General features: G+C 64.7%; 4 protein-coding genes. 3 read left to right on the forward strand and 1 reads right to left on the reverse strand.

The window, feature by feature from the left end; all coding sequences use genetic code 11:
- A partial coding sequence (locus VEK15_11595) for a tetratricopeptide repeat protein (protein HXV61331.1) occupies positions 1-1,053 on the forward strand: 1,053 nt, incomplete at its 5' end.
- A gap of 2 nt (positions 1,054-1,055) precedes the next feature.
- Here the strand turns inward: VEK15_11595 and VEK15_11600 are convergent.
- Entirely contained in the window at positions 1,056-1,892 is an 837-nt protein-coding gene (locus tag VEK15_11600; GenBank protein HXV61332.1) for a hypothetical protein, read from the reverse strand.
- 42 nt (positions 1,893-1,934) lie between these two features.
- On the opposite strand from VEK15_11600, the gene VEK15_11605 reads away from it, so the two are divergent.
- On the forward strand, positions 1,935-2,408 hold the full coding sequence (locus VEK15_11605; GenBank protein HXV61333.1) for an NUDIX domain-containing protein: 474 nt from the start codon (positions 1,935-1,937) through the stop codon (positions 2,406-2,408).
- 1 nt (position 2,409) lies between these two features.
- Positions 2,410-3,003 (forward strand): hypothetical protein (locus VEK15_11610; GenBank protein HXV61334.1); only part of this gene is annotated, 594 nt, incomplete at its 3' end.

Below are 3,003 nucleotides of genomic sequence, written 5' to 3' on the forward strand. Positions count from 1 at the left end.
GAGTGGCTGGGAATCCCGGGGAGAGCGCCGAGCGATCTGAGTATCGCGCCGTCGCGGAGAGGACGCGGGCCGCGCCCCGCGGCCGCACCGCGAATCGAGGCCCCAGTCGAAGCACCGGTCCAGGCGAAAGTCGAAGTACCGGTCGAAAAAAATCCGGAGATCGAAGCACCGGTCGAAACGCCGAAAACACCGTCATCCCCTGTTGTCGATGGTTCCAACGTGCCGGAGTGGTCACTCACCGACCGTCCCGCCGATCGGTTCCGAGACTTCTTCGAAGAACAGGGCGTCTCCATGAGCTCGGCGATGGAGAACGCCCCGCCCGAGCCCCCACCGGAGCCAGCGCTCTCACCGCCATCGGAGCGGGCGGTCGGCTGGAAAACCCTGATGGTGACGGATCCCGATCTGGTGGTCGATCTTCCCCAGGCGGAGGACGCGCCGTCGATGTTCGCGCAAATCCCGATCGACGAAGTCGCGGTGAGCGAAGAGGCCGTTGGCTTGGACCTCGAAGACGAGCTCGAGATCGAGGTCGAGATAGCCAAGCCCGCGTCCGTGCCGGAGCCCGAGCCCCCGGCGACGGTGGCGGACGAGACGAGCGTCGCGGCGGACGAATCGGCCAGCCGCGCACGCGAGCAGGCGAGACGGCGTATCGAGCAGGGTGGAGGGGAGAGCCGGCTGGTGCGGGATGTGAAGCTTCATTTCAAGCTTCGCGACTGGGAAGGCGCGGTGCCCCTTCTCGAGCAACTCATCGAGATCTGTCCGGGCAAGGCTATCTACCGCGGCATGATGGGCCGGGCGTTGTCGCGACTGTCGTCGAGACGGAAGGAGGCGGAAGCGCATTTCGTCGAAGCCCTGAGGCTTTCGCCTCACGACGCCGAGATCCACTACTGGCTCGGCCTCTACTACAAATCGTTCGGATTGCACTCGCGGGCTCTGCACGAGTTCAAGATGACGCTCCGTATCAAGCCCCGACACGAGGGCGCCCGCCGGCAGCTCGGAGCGAGCGCGAAGCAGGACGACGCCCTCGGCTCCGTCATCAAGAAGTTCTTCGGCTGACATTACGGGTCGAAAGGACGAGCCCGCTCTCGGAAGTGCGACCGCCAGCCCGATGAGCGATAGCTGATGCGCTCGGCGCGCGACAGGTCGGGAGCGCCGGTGACCGCGAGCGGAGACAGATCGTACGCGTCGAAGCCGTCCGGCTGGAAGACGATGGTCAGGAACTGGCCCAGCTCCACGGCGTTGGTCATATCCTCGTAGCTCGGCTCGATTCCGTCAGCGAGCTCCGCGCCCCGAAGGCGCGGCGGATGGATATGCCAGAAACCCACGTAGCGGCCGCGCCAGTCGGTGGTCTCGATCATCCGTGCCTGGATCAACGGATCCGTGCTCCAGGTCTTGAAGTGGATGGCCACCGCCGAGGCCACGACCTGCCGGAGTAGCTTCCTCTGCTCGTCGGTCGGCGTCTTCGTCGACATCTGGTAGAGAAGCGCGTGAAGCCCTCCCGTCGTCTCGAGCAGCCGCTTTCCGTCGGCTGAGCTCCGCAGGAGCTCGAGCAAGCGCTCGGGATCGGTGTCGAAGCGTACCATCTCGCGCAGAAGAGGGTGCACGGGATCGGGGTAGTCGACGAGAACGAGCTCGGCGGCGTCGAGCGTCGCCTCCCCACCGAGCTCGGGCGTCACCAGCCGGCCATCGAGCACGAGTCCTTCCGCGATGGAACGCTCGAAGAGCGCCCGGATCGCCGCCACGCCTCCGGGCGAGAGCAGAGCGCCCCGTAGCTCCTCGAGCCTGATGGGGTTCTCGAGCGTCGCTTCCGCGAGGCTCAAGTACTGTCGCAGGCGAGCGGACTGCGTACCGAGGGGCGCGGAGGCCACCATCATCATGAGGATCACGACCGGCATCCATCCAGGATAGCCGACGAAAGCCGTATAATCCCGCGCGAGATGCCGAAGCTCTCGGCTGGCCTTCTGATGTATCGCCATGGGAAGGGCGTCGAGGTCTTCATCGTCCACCCCGGGGGACCCTTCTTTCGCAACAAGGACGACGGCTCGTGGAGTCTGCCCAAAGGAGAGATCGAGCCTGGCGACGACCCGCTCAAAACGGCGCAACGGGAGTTTCATGAGGAGACGGGCCTCGAGGCTCCCGACTCCGGGCTCATCCCTCTCGGAGAGATACAGCAGAAAGGCGGAAAACGAATCCTCGCCTGGGCCTTCGAGGGAGACTGCGATCCGAGCGCGATACGAAGCAACACCTTCACGATCGAATGGCCCCCTCGATCGGGGCGAAAACAGGCGTTCCCCGAGATCGACCGCGCCGATTTCTTCCCCGCCGACGTCGCCCGCCGCAAGCTGAATACCGCGCAATCCGCGCTCGTCGACCGCCTGGTGGAGCATCTGGCCCGATCGGGGGAGGATTGAAGTGTCCCGATGGAAGAGTCACGTCTCGCTGGCGGTCGCGGTAGTCCTCTCCATTGACCTGTTCGCCATCCTGGCTCTGGGAGGCGGCACCCCGGTCGCCGTCGCCGTTCGTCTGCTCGCCGTTGCCGCCATCCTGTGGCTCTGGCTGAGGTGGAGGATCCTCTCGGATCGCTTTCTTTTCGCGCTGATCCTTCTATTTCTTTTGTCCGTCTACCACTTCCACGCGACGACGAACCGCAGGGTTGCGGACGGGTTCTTCTACTACGCCTACGTGCAGTCGTTCTGGAAGGACTTCGACCTGCACTTCGATGACGAGTATGCCGAGTACGGCATGGATGAACGCGGCTCACGCTTCCAGCCCACGGTAACCGGACACGCGCGAAACACGTTTCCTGCCGGGCCGGCCATCTTCTGGAGTCCGTTCTTCCTTCTCGGAGAGCTCGTCGGCCGCGCGAAGATGCTGTTCTCCGACGAGGCCGTGAACCTCAGCGGGGGCGGCCGCCTGCACTGGAACGCCGTCTCGTTGGGCTCACTCATTTACGGGTTCGCCGCCGTGGTACTCGTCTACTCCTCCCTTCGGCGCTATTTTCTCCCG

The organism is Vicinamibacteria bacterium, assembly GCA_035620555.1.
Lineage (GTDB): Bacteria > Acidobacteriota > Vicinamibacteria > Marinacidobacterales > SMYC01 > DASPGQ01.